Source organism: Dysgonomonas termitidis (assembly GCF_042654545.1).
Taxonomy (GTDB): Bacteria; Bacteroidota; Bacteroidia; order Bacteroidales; family Dysgonomonadaceae; genus Dysgonomonas; species Dysgonomonas termitidis.
This window is the reverse complement of record NZ_JBHSGN010000121.1, coordinates 280,654-295,846: the sequence shown is the minus strand read 5'-3', so window position 1 is coordinate 295,846 and position 15,193 is coordinate 280,654. Positions and strand designations below refer to the sequence as shown.

At 40.0% G+C, this 15,193-nt stretch carries 12 protein-coding genes; 2 read left to right on the top strand and 10 right to left on the bottom strand.

The features are described 5' to 3' along the window. Window positions 1-308 precede the first annotated feature (308 nt). A complete protein-coding gene (locus ACFO6W_RS20890; protein WP_380000066.1) occupies window positions 309-881 on the top strand; it encodes a hypothetical protein in 573 nt (190 codons plus the stop codon). Window positions 882-959: 78 nt separating this feature from the next. On the opposite strand, the gene ilvC is transcribed toward ACFO6W_RS20890, so the two are convergent. The 5 genes from ilvC to ilvD form a co-directional block, all read right to left on the bottom strand. Further along, the gene (gene ilvC, locus ACFO6W_RS20885; protein WP_380000064.1) at window positions 960-2,006 is read right to left on the bottom strand and encodes a ketol-acid reductoisomerase; all 1,047 of its coding nucleotides are present in this window, start codon (window positions 2,004-2,006) and stop codon (window positions 960-962) included. Between the two features lie 109 nt (window positions 2,007-2,115). Continuing rightward, on the bottom strand, window positions 2,116-2,850 hold the full coding sequence (locus ACFO6W_RS20880) for an acyl-[acyl-carrier-protein] thioesterase (protein ID WP_380000062.1): 735 nt from the start codon (window positions 2,848-2,850) through the stop codon (window positions 2,116-2,118). 71 nt (window positions 2,851-2,921) lie between these two features. Further along, on the bottom strand, window positions 2,922-3,473 hold the full coding sequence (gene ilvN / locus ACFO6W_RS20875; protein WP_380000060.1) for an acetolactate synthase small subunit: 552 nt from the start codon (window positions 3,471-3,473) through the stop codon (window positions 2,922-2,924). Window positions 3,474-3,582: 109 nt separating this feature from the next. Next, window positions 3,583-5,283 (bottom strand): biosynthetic-type acetolactate synthase large subunit, encoded by a 1,701-nt coding sequence (ilvB, locus tag ACFO6W_RS20870; RefSeq protein ID WP_380000058.1) that lies wholly within the window; start codon window positions 5,281-5,283, stop codon window positions 3,583-3,585. Window positions 5,284-5,479: 196 nt separating this feature from the next. Then, window positions 5,480-7,312 carry a dihydroxy-acid dehydratase gene (ilvD, locus tag ACFO6W_RS20865; RefSeq protein WP_380000056.1) on the bottom strand — a complete coding sequence of 611 codons (1,833 nt, stop codon included), beginning with the start codon at window positions 7,310-7,312 and terminating at the stop codon, window positions 5,480-5,482. Window positions 7,313-7,857: 545 nt separating this feature from the next. Between ilvD and ACFO6W_RS20860 the strand changes: the two genes are divergently transcribed. Next, window positions 7,858-8,148: a hypothetical protein gene (locus ACFO6W_RS20860; RefSeq protein WP_380000054.1), complete on the top strand. Its 291-nt coding sequence runs from the start codon at window positions 7,858-7,860 to the stop codon at window positions 8,146-8,148. A gap of 44 nt (window positions 8,149-8,192) precedes the next feature. Here the strand turns inward: ACFO6W_RS20860 and ACFO6W_RS20855 are convergent, their stop codons facing one another. The 5 genes from ACFO6W_RS20855 to ACFO6W_RS20835 all read right to left on the bottom strand — a co-directional run bounded on the left by ACFO6W_RS20855 (window position 8,193) and on the right by ACFO6W_RS20835 (window position 15,147). Further along, window positions 8,193-9,602 (bottom strand): DUF5009 domain-containing protein, encoded by a 1,410-nt coding sequence (locus tag ACFO6W_RS20855; protein WP_380000052.1) that lies wholly within the window; start codon window positions 9,600-9,602, stop codon window positions 8,193-8,195. 66 nt (window positions 9,603-9,668) lie between these two features. Next, the gene (locus tag ACFO6W_RS20850) at window positions 9,669-11,489 is read right to left on the bottom strand and encodes an FAD-dependent oxidoreductase (RefSeq protein ID WP_380000050.1); all 1,821 of its coding nucleotides are present in this window, start codon (window positions 11,487-11,489) and stop codon (window positions 9,669-9,671) included. Continuing rightward, the gene (locus ACFO6W_RS20845) at window positions 11,482-12,147 is read right to left on the bottom strand and encodes a GDSL-type esterase/lipase family protein (protein WP_006797794.1); all 666 of its coding nucleotides are present in this window, start codon (window positions 12,145-12,147) and stop codon (window positions 11,482-11,484) included. Before ACFO6W_RS20845 ends, ACFO6W_RS20850 begins: the two co-directional genes overlap by 8 nt. Window positions 12,148-12,186: 39 nt before the next feature. Beyond that, a complete protein-coding gene (locus ACFO6W_RS20840) occupies window positions 12,187-13,662 on the bottom strand; it encodes a calcineurin-like phosphoesterase C-terminal domain-containing protein (protein ID WP_380000048.1) in 1,476 nt (491 codons plus the stop codon). A gap of 9 nt (window positions 13,663-13,671) precedes the next feature. Beyond that, a complete protein-coding gene (locus ACFO6W_RS20835) occupies window positions 13,672-15,147 on the bottom strand; it encodes a calcineurin-like phosphoesterase C-terminal domain-containing protein (protein WP_380000047.1) in 1,476 nt (491 codons plus the stop codon). Window positions 15,148-15,193: the final 46 nt, after the last annotated feature.

Here is a 15,193-nt window from a genome sequence, read left to right as displayed (position 1 = left end):
TTTGACTGGAAATATTTTTTATTTATAAATAACTTTCATATTTTTGTATACAATTTTTAGGCATTTTAAGAAAAATTGTAAGTGTTTACAATCTTTCTATTTTGAATAAAATGATTACTTAGAGACAAATAATAAGCCCGGATGATATTTTCAGCACAGAAGTGTTTGGGCAAAAAGTGATTTTCTATATTTAGAAAAGGGTATTGGAGGACCTATATGGATATAGGTATATATATTGGGGCAGTGCAATATAGAATGTTGAATAGGAATATATCCTTAGTAACATAATGGAATACAACAGCACAATAATGAAATCTTTTAAACTTAAAACGTTTAACAAAAGAGCTTTGGTTATCAGCACATTACTGATACTTACAGTTTTTTTATCTACCATTATCTACTTTTCTAACACTTTGATTGATAATGGCATCGATTCGTTCCTCATAATTGCAATTCCGGTTTTAGTATTATCCGTCGTCCTTTTATTGAAAAAGGCTTTCGTTAAAACATTTACAGTTACCATATCAAATACGAACCTGGTTGCCACTCATAAAGGCAGGGTAATTTACTCCACGCTGCTAAATGAAATTGTAATGTTTAAATACATCCGGAAAGAAAATATTGATACTCTGTTATTCTTTGCAACCAATAATCAACAGGCAACCTTCAGCATCGAATGCGTAGATCAACGCAAGCGGTTTCGGAAAATAGTAGAAACCATAAACTATACCGGTAATTACACTGCGAATATTCAAAGTGATGAAATTAGTACTATCTGGACTGATTATATAAACAAAGACATTGTTGCTAAAGAAGTTGTGATAAGAAAAAAAGCACCGCAATATTATCGCCAGGTACCATTGCACCAATTTTCAAATTAATTTGAAGGCTCTACCGATATAAAGCTAAAAGGCTGAATTTTAATAAATCCAGCCTTTTTTTATTGAAAATAGATTATCTTAATTATTCTCCGGTCTCAATTTTCTTACCACCGCTCCTGTACGCCACATTTCACTTTCGCGAAGATCTTTCAATTCTTCTTCCAGCTTTTCGCGATAATCAGGTTTCGAATTGGTGTCGATGGAACGTTGAGCCTCATTTCCGCAAGCTACCTCTTTATATAATTTTTCAAAGACAGGTTTTGTTGCATCATGGAAAGGTCCCATCCAGTCAAGAGCACCACGTTGGGCAGTAGTAGAACAGTTCGCGTACATCCAGTCCATACCCTTTTCGGCGAACAATGGCATCAATGATTGAGTGAGTTCTTCTACCGTTTCATTGAAGGCTTCTGAAGGCGAATGGCCGTTTTCACGCAATACTTCATACTGTGCGAGTAAAATACCTTGTATTGCACCCATTAATGTTCCACGCTCACCTGTAAGGTCAGAATATACTTCACGTTTGAAATCCGTTTCGAACAAATAACCTGAACCCACACCGATACCCAGAGCGATTACGCGTTCTTTAGCACGGCCTGTAGCATCCTGGAAGATAGCATAACTTGAATTCAACCCGCGACCTTCGAGAAACATACGGCGAAGGCTTGTACCCGAACCTTTAGGAGCAACAAGAATAACATCCACATCAGCAGGAGGGATAATACCTGTACGCTCTTTGTATGTAATACCGAATCCGTGAGAGAAATACAAAGCCTTACCGGCTGTCAGGTAAGGTTTCAGGCGTGGCCATACTTCTATCTGTGCAGCATCGGACAACAGGTACTGGATTATTGTACCTTTTTCAGCTGCTTCTTCTATATCGAATAAAGTTTCGCCCGGAACCCAGCCGTCAGCGATAGCTTTTTCCCATGTTTTACCACCTTTACGTTGACCAATGATTACATTGAACCCGTTGTCGCGAAGATTCAAAGCTTGTCCCGGACCTTGCACTCCGTAACCGATAACTGCGATGGTTTCATTTTTTAATACTTCTCTTGCTTTTTCCAAAGGGAATTCATCGCGGGTGGCTACTTGCTCTACAACGCCGCCAAAATTCATTTCTGCCATTTTTGTTTTGTTTAATTAATTAAAGAACTATATATATTTTATTTCAAAATTTAATGATTTCAAGTTTCAACATTATTAAATCAACTTTCCATTTTTAGTTTTGTATTTTTTACTTCCATGTGACCCTTGTAGAACAGACTGTCGTATCCCCATCCTTCATTTCAAGCACAAAGACACCGTCTCCTTCCGTTCGTTTAAGAATATCGAGTTTTGTCCCGTAACGGCCTTCCGAAATATAGTTTATCTCTATGCGGCGAATCTCTTTTTCCCTAAACATATCAATATCGAAAACATCTACAAAGTGCTCAATGTACTTCATGCTGTTAAGGTGTTTATTGATGTCCACATCGCTGTATTTAACTACAAAACCGGCAGCGATCTCATAATCATCCTTCAATGCCGGAACTTTAGTCATTCCCTCTATCGGATTCTCCTTCCGGGTAATATAATCGGACAATCCTTCCAATTCCAGGACATTTGTCGGTTTGCGTGTCACCAAATCGATAGAGGCCCAGAGTGACTTGGCAAAACCAATCTCCCTGCCTTGTTCGTCCTCGAATGAAAAATGTCGTTCAGTAAACAACCTGTTAACACTAGCCACCCATGTTTTGAGCACCATTGCCGTATCGTTTTTCGGATATTCAAATACTTCTATCGCTATCCGGGAAAGCACCCAAACCCGTTGCTGGGATGTCATTGCTGAATAGCCGAATCCGCGTTCTTCGGCATGCTTTGTCGCTGCCTGAAGCATAAATCCGCCAATCATCGGCAATGTAGCTTTTCCTCTGAAATCTGTTAAGTATGCGTCAATTCCGAATTCGTACCGGCCAATAGGAGTCATCATATTTATTAGTATATAAGTTAGTATTAAGTTAATAACGATTTGTAAAAATACTCAAATCTGCTAACAACTCATTACTTATCTTCACTGTATTTTTTATCCAGTTCGGCCAGCATATCGCTCAATCGTTCTATTTTGGATTTAGTGATTGCTACACGACCCGAACGGATAAACTGTAAGACTCCTATACTCTTACTCAATTCCTCAAACAGATCCTGTGTTTCCTGATAATGTCCGGTTTTCTCTAAAACCACACTATTTTCATTTATATCCAGAATTCGTGCGTTATATTTCCTGATAAGTCCTTCTACCGACTCGATTTTCAGAAAATCGGGAGTAGACAGTTTGTATAAGGCAATCTCCTGATGTATCAGCTCATCATTTGTATTATAATATGACTTCAGAACATCTACTCGTTTATCAACCTGCAGAACAACTTTCTTTATCATCTCCTCGTCGCAGAAAACAGTGATCGTAAACTTGTGTATCCCTTTCAATGCTGACGGTGATACAGACAGAGTTTCTATATTCAGCTGGCGACGGGTAAACACACTGGTTACCTGACTGAGCAGTCCGACTGTATTTTCCGAAAAAATGGTTACTGTATATAATGTTTTATCTTGCATAATTTTTAATTTGAAAATTTGAAAATTAGCATATTAGCAAATATCGAAAATAGAACGCATCCCTGATTCGTTTTTTAATTTGCTAATATCCGAATTTGCTAATTATTTATTATTCATTTCCCAATAATATATTTGTCACACATGTACCTGCCGGAACCATCGGATATACCATTCCTTTAGTCTCCACTTGTACATCCAGCAAATATGAACCCTTGTGATTCAGCATATCGGCTATGGCCTTATCCAATTCATCTCTTGTTTCCACTTTTTTAGCCGGAATATTATATGCTTCAGCTATTTTTACAAAATCAGGATTTTTCATCACTGTCTCCGAATACCGTTCATCAAAGAATAGCTCCTGCCACTGGCGCACCATACCCAGGAAATGATTATTCAAAATCACGATTTTAACATCAATATCCGTTTGCATAATGGTACCCAGTTCCTGTATAGTCATCTGTATACCGCCATCACCCACAAACAGGCATACTGTACGGTCTGGAGCGCCATATTTGGCTCCGATAGCTGCAGGAAGGCCAAATCCCATAGTACCCAATCCGCCGGAAGTAACTACACTACGACTGCGGTTGTATTTAAAATAGCGAACTCCCATCATCTGATGCTGCCCTACATCTGTAACAAGCACCGCATCATTGTCCGTAGCCTCAGATACTTTATTAATAACCTCACCCATCTTCAGTTTTCCCGATTCAGGATATAGTTCATCTTTGATTACAAAATTATATTCCTCATCATCGCAGGCTTTAAATTCAGCCAGCCATTCCGGAAATTTATTTCCATTAAGTTTCGCAGTCACTTTAGGTAAGGAATCTTTTACATCTCCCAATACACGGGCAGTTACCGTTACATTTTTATTTATTTCGGCCTTGTCTATATCGAAGTGTATGATCTTTGCCTGTTTGGCATATGTCTTCAAATCTCCGGTTACACGGTCGTCGAAACGCATCCCGATGGCGATCAGCACATCACATTCATTCGTTTTACGATTAGGTCCGATGTTACCATGCATGCCCAGCATACCTACATGTTGCGGATGACCGGATGGTATAGCCGAGAGTCCCAATATGGTAGATGCGGCAGGAATACCCGATTTTTCAAGAAAAGCAAGTAGCTCTTTTTCGGCATTACCCAGAATAACCCCCTGTCCTACTAAGGCCAAAGGCTTCTTCGCCTCATTTATTATCTGCGCGGCAACTTCTATCTCAGCATCCTTTATGTCAGGTTTAGGCTGATAGCTGCGTATAAACGCTCCCCTTTCATATGTATAATTATCCACCTTTCCAAACTGAGCATCTTTGGTTATATCAAGTACAACCGGACCAGGACGACCAGTAGAGGCTATATAAAATGCTCTGGCAACCGCCCATGCCATATCTTCGGGACGGCGTATCTGATACGACCATTTCGAAATAGGCTGGGTAATACCCACAACATCGGCTTCCTGAAAGGCATCGCTCCCCAACAGGGAAGAAATCACCTGCCCCGATATTACAACCATAGGTGTACTGTCGAGCATAGCATCGGCGATGCCTGTAACTGCATTCGTTGCTCCGGGACCGGAGGTAACCAGAGCCACACCAACCTTACCGGATGTACGCGCATAACCTTGTGCGGCATGTGTTGCACCCTGTTCGTGACGGACAAGTATATGGTTTATCTCTTTTTTAAAATCGTATAAACAATCGAATACCGGCATAATAGCACCTCCCGGATATCCGAATATAGTATCTACCCCTTCATTAATCAAAGAACGGATAAGGGCTTCACTTCCTGTTATTTTTGTATTCATATTTAATATATTACATTTGGCAGATAACAGCCAACAATTATTCAGTACTTTACTTATAACTCGCGATTATTTTCTAAAAACCTGACAAATCTGACACTTTTTTACGTTTTTTGTAAATAAGCAGACGAGATACGAGATACCAGTTATAAACTTACCTGCCCGCATATTTGCCTATTCATAACTATAGATAAAGTTTTTATTCTATAATTCTGATTGCTCCCAAATCGGCCGAACTCACCATGCTCGCATAAGCTTTCAGCGCTTTGGATATATAACGTTCCCGATCCGGCTTGAATGCATCTTTACCTTTTGCCAACTCCTCCTGACGACGTGCGTCCAGTTCGGCATCAGATAATTTCACATTGATGGAACGTTTAGGTATATTTATTTCTATGACATCACCGTTACGGACCAAACCGATTGCACCTCCTGATGCGGCTTCGGGAGAAACGTGGCCGATAGACAATCCGGATGTACCACCGGAGAAACGGCCATCTGTAACCAAAGCACATGCTTTGCCTAAGTGTTTCGACTTTATATAGGACGTAGGATAAAGCATTTCCTGCATGCCCGGTCCTCCTTTAGGTCCTTCATAGGTTATGACAACTACATCTCCGGCAACAACTTCACCCTTCAGGATACCTTCGCATGCTGCATCCTGTGAGTGAAATACTTTTGCTTTGCCCGAAAATTTGAAAATACTCTCGTCTACTCCTGCTGTTTTTACTACACATCCGTTAATCGCAATATTTCCTTTCAGTATTGCAAGACCACCGTCTTTGGTATAAGCATGTTCCAAATTGCGGATACAGCCCGCTTCCCTGTCTATATCGAGCGTCGGGAAATAATTATCCTGAGATCCCATTACAAGATTGAAACGGTTACCGGGAGCCGATTTGTATGTAAGCTCCGCCTCCCTGGTTATAATCGTATTTTTCGTAATATCGTATTTACTTATGGCCTGAGCCAATGTAAGTCCATCTGCCCTTGATACAGAAGTGTCTATTAACTTGGCTCTATCCAGTTCTCTCATAATACCCAGAACACCACCTGCACGGTTTACATCCTGTATATGATATTTCTGTGTATTGGGAGCTACTTTACAAAGACAAGGTGTTTTACGGGACAATTTATCAATATCATCCATTGTGAAATCCACTTCGGCTTCCTGAGCAATGGCTAAAAGATGAAGAATGGTATTTGTAGAGCCTCCCATAGCTATATCCAGTGTCATGGCATTAAGGAAAGCTGTTTTTGTCGCGATCTTTCGGGGGAGAACCGATTCGTCCCCATCCCTGTAATAACGATAGGCATTGGTTACAATTTGTCTGGCCGCATTGTTAAATAACTGCATCCGGTTGGCATGCGTAGCCACAATAGTTCCGTTACCCGGCAGGGCTAATCCAATAGCTTCGTTCAGACAGTTCATCGAATTTGCCGTAAACATTCCCGAACAGGAACCACACGTAGGGCAGGCAGCCTTTTCTATTAGATTTACTTCCCTATCTGAAACCGAATCGTCAGCCGACTTTATCATGGCATCTATAAGGTCTAGTTGCTGCCCGTCCATCTTTCCGGCTTCCATTGGTCCACCCGAAACGAAAATAGTCGGGATATTCAATCTCATGGCAGCCATTAGCATTCCCGGAGTAATTTTGTCACAGTTGCTAATGCAGATCATTGCATCGGCTTTATGCGCATTCACCATATATTCTACACTATCGGCTATCAGATCGCGCGAAGGAAGGGAATACAGCATACCATCATGCCCCATAGCAATACCATCGTCAATCGCAATCGTATTGAATTCTGCGGCAAAACAACCCAATGCTTCTATTTCAGCTTTAACTTTTTGCCCTATTTCGTGTAAGTGAACGTGGCCCGGTACAAATTGTGTAAATGAATTTACGATGGCTATCAATGGCTTACCCATCTGCTCTTCCTTCATACCGTTTGCACGCCATAGAGCTCTGGCTCCTGCCATGCGTCTACCTTGTGTGCTTGTCGAACTTCTTAATTCAAATCCCATAACTTTCTAAATTTAGCCGTTAGCTCATCGCCATACGCTTATAGTTGTTTTTCAGTTTATTTATTATCCGGAATATTATAAAAAAACCTTCCCCAAAAATGAGAAAGGCTATATTTTATTTATTCCTTATATTATCAAGCTAATATACACACCTTTCTCATTTATTCCGGCCGACGAGGAGAATATCAAGAATGAGGACATGTAAAAAGCAATTTGTCATAATTTCATATCAAAAAGTGAACACAAAGTTATAAATTTTTTTTTAAATACAAATTTTATCACTGTTTTTTTGCTTCTCAGAGAAGAAGCCGTATTAAATAAAACAAAAACAGCCTGAAACTTATATAAAAATATCCAATTAAGATCCCACTAATTGTAAAGATTTTGTAAAATATTTGGGAATCTGGATTTTAAGGCCTATGTTTATCCCAATAAGATTATATGGACATTTTATTAAAGAAAGGGTGCGTATGAAAAGACTTCACTGCTAATTATCTTAAGAATCTGACTTCTTATGGTTTATAACAGATTAAAATTTGATTATTATGCAAAAATATGAGAAATACAAGACAATACACAGGATTTCATACATCGTTTTCTTTTCTTATTTACTTATTTTAGCCGTGGGTAACTTCGATTTCGGGGAGTACACAAGTTATATACCATATTTCATTGTGGTTCCATTCCTGATATATTGTACAATAGCTGTCTCCGTGAATATTCTCATCAGAAAAGAAAGGGCGGAAAATTATTTTAATAAAAAGAAAGGGAAAGAACCAAACTATAAAAGAGAAGAGATACCGGCATTATCTAATATTAATCATGTGAATCAGTAGTTGGATTTGGTACTGATTTCAATTTTGGCGGCCAAATGGTAAAACTATGTCCGCCAAAACCACCTTATCTTAGTAAAGAACATCGTCACCAATACAGCTATTGCCGTCAGTATAACGCCTCGCAGGAATCCAAGCCACGCATTGTGCTGAAAATTGTCGAAAACAGAATATACACCGGTCAGGCTCAGCAATGGCACTGTAAACAAGCCTGTAGCCACATAGGCTATCATCGGATTCTGCCCCGACATGACGAGAAAACTTGTACTACGACGGCATTTATAATAATCACAAATAACATGGAATGCTATCATTGCCATAAAAGCCAGTCCGGAAGTAAGGAAATAGTAGCTGTATGTAGAAGGGTCTTTCTTTATCCCGTCCTGATAGGCTTCGAAAAACAACCCCAACAGAACGAGATAACTGCCCGCAACAAACAACTTTTTCCATAATTGCTCATCCGCTGTCACAGCCTTTCTCTGAATAAGGTAGCCATAGATTATCAGTCCTGTATTTATGAACATGTTTACTATCAACCAGCGGTTATACAAACAATACAGATTGATAATAATAAGCGCTATAGAAATAAACAACACCTGATACGATCCATTCCTTTCCTTTACATCTGGCTCCGGCTCCATTCCCTTTCTGGCATTCATCCACTCCATCAGATATTCCCCGGCAATACTACCCGGCAACACGATGAACAGATATTTCAGATATTCGAATCTGTACATCCAGTCCAATGGAGTAAAATTATATATCTCACTTACAAAACTGCCTTGTATATCTTTTCCCAGAAAGACAGCCATAATAAAAGGCAATACTGCAATACGCCATATTTTACTCTTTATCGTAAAAATATAAATCAGCGAACCGAATAAAGCCATATTAGCCAGTATAAGGATAATGATATTACTGAAATGCGGGTCGAACCTGCGTCCGTCGGCATAATCTACCATAAGTAACAGGACAAGAGCTGTTGCGTATGCCAGTAATTTCACTACAATATGCGTCCAAGCAGGCATCTTTAACGGTATCCGCATAAACATAGGGAACAGAAGAACGAAACACAGCAGGGACAGCCCCCAAGCCCTTGCATCCTCCGGATTACTCAATACATAAGGATAGAAATGCCGGATAAAGATGGCAAAGAATGTCAATTGGATACTTCTTTTCAGTGCATCGTAAATAAGCTTCAATTTAGACTCCCCTCTCTCCAGTCTCTTCCTGATAGAAAAAGGAAATGCTGAACCCATAGCAAACAAGAAAAAGGGGAAGACTAAATCGACCCATGTTATTCCCGGTGCTGCGGGGTTAAAAACATGGGTGGGAGGAGGTACCTGTGCATGATACATCCATCCGGGCAGGACGCCGTAGACTACGGCTCCCGACAAAACCATTGTCACAATGGCGTATCCTCTAAGTGCATCCAGTGCACATGACCTGTCATCCATCCTTCAGGAATTTATTTTATTATGCCACCGGTATGCATACCTGTTTCAACTTCTTTCCACATATTTTTATTGATAGTGTCCGTCAAATCCGATTTCTTTACTGAAAGGATTGAGCAACCTGTCCAGTATCACCGCCAGTCCGCGTTTTGTAACCGGTTTGGTCGAATATACTTTCCCATCGGTTTTGCTTTGTCCCGTAATCCGGTAAATATATTTAACGGCTGCATCTTCGGTAAGCAGTTTATTATCATCTATAATTTCCGATTCAGGATCGAAAGAATTGAGCCCTTTTGTAAATTCAGCAACTGTGATTGTTGTATCCGGATAGAACCATGTACGGTTTGCCCAACCAAATGGCTCACCTGTTGTTTTTAATATCCCGGTCGCGCTGACTTTCTGTATCACTTCAAAGTCGGGGTCGGACGGCAGAATATCGTATAAAGGCATAATGTATGCCTTTCTCTCCAGCAAGACAGATTGAACATCCCTTACTGATACCCCGCGTGGCTGTTTATCCTCTTTTACTGATAATGCCGCCAGAATTCCGGCAGCCTGCCCGGTAAGCAGAACTACAGGTTGCAGGCGGGTAGACCCATTGATGAGATTCGATACTGAAATAGCTTTATCCGACACTATCAGGCCGTCTACAGTTTCAGGAATAAGAGACCCCAGCGGAACATTAAAAGACGGAACGGGATCAAAGCCTATTTTAGGAGCCTCTGGATTTTTCCCATGATGATGATCGACCGGATAATCACCTACCGATATGCCTGTCCTGTATAAAAACTCCTTTTGGCCGTATGGATTTTCAACATGGTTGAAAGTCAGGAAAGACAATCCTTTAAGTCTGCGCCCTTCCCTATGATATGGTTTATATGCTAATTTGTCCGGTGTGTCAAATTCATCATCTGCTAATCCCAGATGTTTGAACCCTAACTCATTCTGTATATAATATATAAAACAGAGCGTATGTTCTTTCGCTTTTTGGAGTTCTTTTTCCTGTTCTTTGCGAGGCAGTTCTATTACGTTAAGATAAATATCGTTACCGGATTTAGGCCAGTTGATCATATACTTGTTATTCGGCATTTTTCCATAATCGAGCATCCGCCGGCAGTCGATTTGTATCGAATCGACAGTTTCTTTGCAGCAACCATGAAAAATTTCCGGATTATAACCCTGAGGCTTAGGGATTGTTTTATCTGCTCCTTCTCCGTAATCTTTCAGTATGGCAACCCAGGTCAGATCCTGTACGATACCGTTTGATTGTTCAGGAGCGCCCTTTTCTCCGGTTTCATTCTTTGAATCCATTCCCAACCTGTAACCGGCTTTTGCCATTTTCAGGCTTTCGCCGATATCAGTGGCATCTACTGTGATTTTAGCATGAACAATTAATTTCTCGTTCTTATCGTTGCAGAAAACAGCGCCAGTGACCGTATTCCCTTCTTTCAGTATATCATCAAGAAAATAACCATGAAGTACCGTCAAATCTTTTTCGGCCGCAGCCATCGATTTGAAAATACTATCACCTACATGGGGCTCGAATAACGTACTGCTCACCCAGCCTGTCCATACACCGCCAATACCTCCATATCTGTTGCGAAGTTTTTCCCTGAACTCATTCCATATACCCGAATGTAAATTGTGGTTCCCGTCGCAGGCTCCAACACCCTGAGCTGTAAACATACCCCCGAGCCACGGGCTTTCTTCTACTATAAGTGTTTTAACACCTTCTCTAGCAGAAGATATCCCTGCAGACGTGCCACTGGTGGTACCACCGATAACCAGAACATCAGTAGTGATTTCCTTCGTGCTTTGTATATTTTCACACGATATCAGGGAAACTGAAAATATCAGGGTAAAAAATAAAATAAGTGATGTTTTATTCATTGATGTATGGTTTTAACAATGTAGCCCAAATCAAGTACCCTTTTTCATTCAGATGAATGCCATCAGCAGTGTAGCCGGCATTGAGATGTCCGTCGTCTAATAAACCTGAATGAATATCAATGTATTTTAGCCGGTGCTTTTTTGCTATTTCTTTAATAAGTTCATTAAATTCTTTTATTGTGCCGTTCTTATCTTTTAAGAATACACTACCGGGATTTACAATATCGTTGACTGGCAATAAGCTTTCAAGATATATACGGCAACGGGGTTGCTCCCTTGATATTAAATTTATAATTGTATCGTACCGGATTTCAAATTCCTCTTTCGTTATATTATGAAACAGAATATCATTAATTCCGGCTGTAATAAACATTTTAGAGGGCTTGTTTTTTAATATATCGGGTAACCGGTCAATCATACCGCATAAAATATCGCCACCGATTCCTCTGTTCAATATCTTCTTTCCGGGAAAATATTCCCACCACAAACCTCGCTCGGTAAGGCTGTTTCCAAGCATTACAATTGCTCCGTTTACTTTTGGGATGCTTTCCTGTTGTGCCCGCTTGTTGTCATAATAATCATTTCTGAAATCAGGCTTTTGCTGTGCAAAAGTATTTACTGCAACCAAGTACAAGATTATATATACAAAATATTTCATAATTAATATTTTATGATTTACACTTAATATTCTTCTTTATTATTTTATTTTCTTCGGTATTCCGGTATATACATTATCAAACCGGTCTATCACCTCTATTTTTATCTCAGCGTTTTTATCTATCGGTTCGGCATAGAATAAATGTTCTGTCGGTCCCGCCCCGATATATTTATACCGGAAGTTTTCCCGGTTTTTCTCTACATAATCCACAACGCCGGGATCCCAGCCCCTGTACTGCTTCATCTCGCCCATTTTAGCTCCGTTTTCGTACCAATATACTTTCCATTGAGGATCATAATTCCATACGTTTGCTATAATGGCGTCTGGTTTATGTTTATCGGCTCCCGGCAGATATGAATCAAACTGATAATCCTTATCTTTTCCTATCGGTTTATAATACCATTTCACACGGTTTCCGTCAAACTCATAAACAGCATATCCTAAAGGGGTACCGTCACTATTATAGGGAGCTTGCCAGAAAATACCACAGAGGGCAGCATGAACATGCTCGAAGAGATTATCTGCCAACTGATAATTTTCGTTATAATGTTCATGCCCCGAAAGAATTAAAGCGTTGTATGGTTTTAGCATTTTGTAAAGGCTATTCCTGTTTTGAAGCACTTTGTTCATTTCTTCCTTTACATATTCTCCTTTCCGGGCTTCGGGTGAATAAGTTGGTATATGGAAGGCAACAACTACAGTGGAACCTTCGGGAATAAGAGCCAAATCCTGTTCGAGCCAGCATAACTGCTTTTCATCAAGATAGCCGATGGAGGAATATCCCCGGGCCGTAAAGAATACATCATCAAGGACAATATAGTGAACTTTACCTCTGTTGAATGAATAGTATGCCGGCCCTAGCGCTTTTTTGAAAGTTTCCTTCGAATAATGGTTCGATCTTCCGTCCACATCCATATCATGGTTCCCGGCAGCATAGAAGAATGGGATATTTGTTTTGGCAAACATCTGTTTTATCGGTTCCAAAAACTTTGGCTCCCTGCTTATCTCCGCTATTATATCACCGCAAATCATACCATGCACGGGCAGATGCTTATAATATTGGTTAACCAGCAATTCCATATCTTTTAACGCTCCTCCCAGCATGGGTATTTCCTCATCGAATCCGACCTGAGGGTCGGCACAGGCAATCAGGACATGCTTATCTTCATTTTGTCCGGATTTTTCCAGTATAAAATTAAATTTTTGTTTCAATCCGGATTTGTCGGTTATCCGCTGGAAATAGTGAGGGGCATTATCCTTCACCGGAATAATATAGCCCGGTGGTACAGATATATACACAAAGTCGGCAGTGGCATTGCTCAACAACTTATATTCACCCCTATTATCAGTGGTAACAATATTATAGCCATCGGTCACGGCAACCCCAGGAATGGCAGATCCCTTACTATCAAGGACTTTCCCTGACAATTCTATATTTCGTAAATCTACCTGAGCATTTATATTTACCGATGAAATAAATATAACTACCAGATAAAAAAATTTGCAGGCCGGCATATTTGTTTATTATTTAAGTTCTTCAATATAAGAGTTTCCAAAACGGTCGATAACCTCTACCTTTATTCTGGCCTCCTTATCCTTAGGGATAGCAAAAAACAAATGATCTGTCTGCTTAACAGAGATCCAGTTATATCTGAAATTCTTCCCGTTATCTTTTACATAGTCGCGAATATTAGGGTCGTATCCGGTAAACCGTTCCATTTCGCCCATCCTCACATTATCCTCATACCAATATATTTTCCATGAAGGATCATAATTCCAAACATTTGCTGTTATCGCATCCGGTTTTTCCGGACTAGCTCCCAGTGGATATAAATTGAACTGGTAATTCCGATTTTTCCCGATTGTCTTAAAGTACCATTTCACATTATCTCCGTCAAATTCATAGACTCCGTATCCCGAAGCTGTTCCATCATGGCACCACGGCGCCTGCCAGAAAAGACCGCAAATCGCTGCATGATTATGTTCGAAGATATTACCGGCAAGGATATAATTTTCGTTTTGGTGTTCATGCCCCGAAAATATATGGGCATTGTATGGCTTAAGTATTTTATATAGGGATTGGCGGTTCTGCAAGACTTTGGTCGGAGGTTCTTTACTATATTCGCCTCTACGGGCTTCCACCGAATAAGAGGGTATATGCATGGAGACAACAACTGTAGACCCTTCAGGCACAAATGCCAAGTCCTGTTCCAGCCAGTTGAGTTGTTTCTCAGGAAGATATCCGATATAGTAAAAACTATTTCCGGCATAAAAAACATCGTCCAAGACCACATAATGGATTTTGCCTCTGTTGAACGAATAATACGTTGGACCAAAATGCTTTTTATATAATTCTTTCGCATAATTATCCGATCTTACATCGAGATTTATATCATGGTTTCCCACGGCAAAGAAGAAAGGGATATTCATTTGCCTGACAATATCTTTCATCGGTTCATAAAGTCTTGGCTCTTTGCCTGTATCGTGGATAATGTCTCCACATATTATGCCATAAACAGGCCTGTCGGAATAATCATCTCTTATTAGTTCCGATACATCTGAAGCAGCTCTTTCCACGAAAGACAATTCGTCCATGAAGTTTACCTGAGGGTCCGCCCACACTATAAAAGTGTGTTTATTATCATCAACACTGGATTTCTGTAATTCAAAATCTATTTTTTGCTTCTTTTTGTCACTCTTTTCTATTTTTTTGAAAAAGCAAGGCACTTTATTTTCAATCGGAATTTTATATCCCGATGGTACTGTGATATATATGTATTCGGAAGTTCCGTTACTCAATAATTTATATTCCCCCTTCTCATTTGTGATCACGATATTGATACCATCCGTAACAGGGACAGCACCAATACCTTTACCCTTTTCGCTGACTCTGCCATAAAATTCTCTTGTCCGCAAATCGGCTTGCGCTCTACCATTGGTTACAGGCAAGGCGGTTAATATGATTAAGATATAAATTAATTTTATTTTCAGCATATCCATACTTTGTCTTTTCAAAAGTTCTATGGCCTGCACAGATAAAAACGGC

Bases quoted from the DNA above. Each gene is read 5' to 3' on its own strand.
- ilvB (WP_380000058.1), bottom strand. From the start codon at position 5,283: ATGAATACAAAAATAACAGGAAGTGAAGCCCTTATCCGTTCTTTGATT.
- ACFO6W_RS20890 (WP_380000066.1), top strand. From the start codon at position 309: ATGAAATCTTTTAAACTTAAAACGTTTAACAAAAGAGCTTTGGTTATC.
- ACFO6W_RS20880 (WP_380000062.1), bottom strand. From the start codon at position 2,850: ATGATGACTCCTATTGGCCGGTACGAATTCGGAATTGACGCATACTTA.
- ilvC (WP_380000064.1), bottom strand. From the start codon at position 2,006: ATGGCAGAAATGAATTTTGGCGGCGTTGTAGAGCAAGTAGCCACCCGC.
- ACFO6W_RS20850 (WP_380000050.1), bottom strand. From the start codon at position 11,489: ATGAATAAAACATCACTTATTTTATTTTTTACCCTGATATTTTCAGTT.
- ilvN (WP_380000060.1), bottom strand. From the start codon at position 3,473: ATGCAAGATAAAACATTATATACAGTAACCATTTTTTCGGAAAATACA.
- ACFO6W_RS20855 (WP_380000052.1), bottom strand. From the start codon at position 9,602: ATGGATGACAGGTCATGTGCACTGGATGCACTTAGAGGATACGCCATT.
- ACFO6W_RS20860 (WP_380000054.1), top strand. From the start codon at position 7,858: ATGCAAAAATATGAGAAATACAAGACAATACACAGGATTTCATACATC.
- ACFO6W_RS20845 (WP_006797794.1), bottom strand. From the start codon at position 12,147: ATGAAATATTTTGTATATATAATCTTGTACTTGGTTGCAGTAAATACT.
- ilvD (WP_380000056.1), bottom strand. From the start codon at position 7,312: ATGGGATTTGAATTAAGAAGTTCGACAAGCACACAAGGTAGACGCATG.
- ACFO6W_RS20840 (WP_380000048.1), bottom strand. From the start codon at position 13,662: ATGCCGGCCTGCAAATTTTTTTATCTGGTAGTTATATTTATTTCATCG.
- ACFO6W_RS20835 (WP_380000047.1), bottom strand. From the start codon at position 15,147: ATGGATATGCTGAAAATAAAATTAATTTATATCTTAATCATATTAACC.